Origin of the sequence: Methylobacterium sp. WL64 (assembly GCF_008039945.1) — a bacterium.
Classification (GTDB): domain Bacteria; phylum Pseudomonadota; class Alphaproteobacteria; order Rhizobiales; family Beijerinckiaceae; genus Methylobacterium.
Genome location: NZ_VRVA01000301.1, coordinates 1 through 848 on the forward strand (window position 1 = coordinate 1; position 848 = coordinate 848).

Annotated in this window: 1 pseudogene; it reads right to left on the reverse strand. The window is 64.9% G+C overall.

The features are described from left to right. Positions 1–733 (reverse strand): annotated as a pseudogene (locus FV242_RS34000) (AI-2E family transporter); the annotation flags it as partial. Positions 734–848: the final 115 nt, after the last annotated feature.

Below are 848 nucleotides of genomic sequence, written 5' to 3' on the forward strand. Positions count from 1 at the left end.
GTAGGGCACAAACCGCATCAGCGCCGAGAACACGCCCCACAGCAGTGGGTTGGGCACCCCGATCAGCCATAGGCCAACACCGATGATGATGCCGAAGGCAGCGTTCATCCCGAGCTGGGCTAGGAAGTAGGTGCCGAGCCGACCGGCCGCATCGTCCATGGCTACCGTCGTGCGGTGCAGGTCGCTCGACCCGAACAAGCGGATCATGCGGTTGCGCAGGTCCTCCCTCTGCAGCAGCAGGAACACGACCACGACAAGCACGATGCCGACCGTGGTCAACGGCTCGAAGATCGGACCGAGCACCTTTTCGGCCAGAGCCAGCGGTGAGATCTCGGGCTCCTGAACCCGCACAAGCTGCGCCTTCGGGGTGTCGCCGGCCGGCGAACTTCTTTTGCACCGTCACTTGGTACTGCGGCAGGTTGCCGGCGAGCCCGGCGACTTGTGTGCCGATGACCGCGCCGAAGCCGCCGATGACGGCGAGTGCGAGAAGAACGGCTACAATAACCGATGGAACCCGTCCGAGCTTGATCCTCCGGAGTAGGTTGACGACCGGCCCGAGGACGAAACTGAGGAGCACGGCCAGTACCAGCGGGATAAACACCTCGCGTCCGAAGTAGAGAGCGGCGATCAGCACGACGCCGACGGCAAGGGTGAGCAAGCCGCGTAGCCCTGGTACCAACGGCGGCGGTACCTGGGCTGGCGGGCGTGGGGGGGTGGCTTCGTCCAACGGCATGCGGCGTAAACTCCTCGACGCTGCGCCGAGGCTCACGGCACACCGGGTACTACAACGCCACCGCGAGCGTTTCGCCTCCTCGGCATGACGTAGGGCACGACGCTGTCGTTAAAAC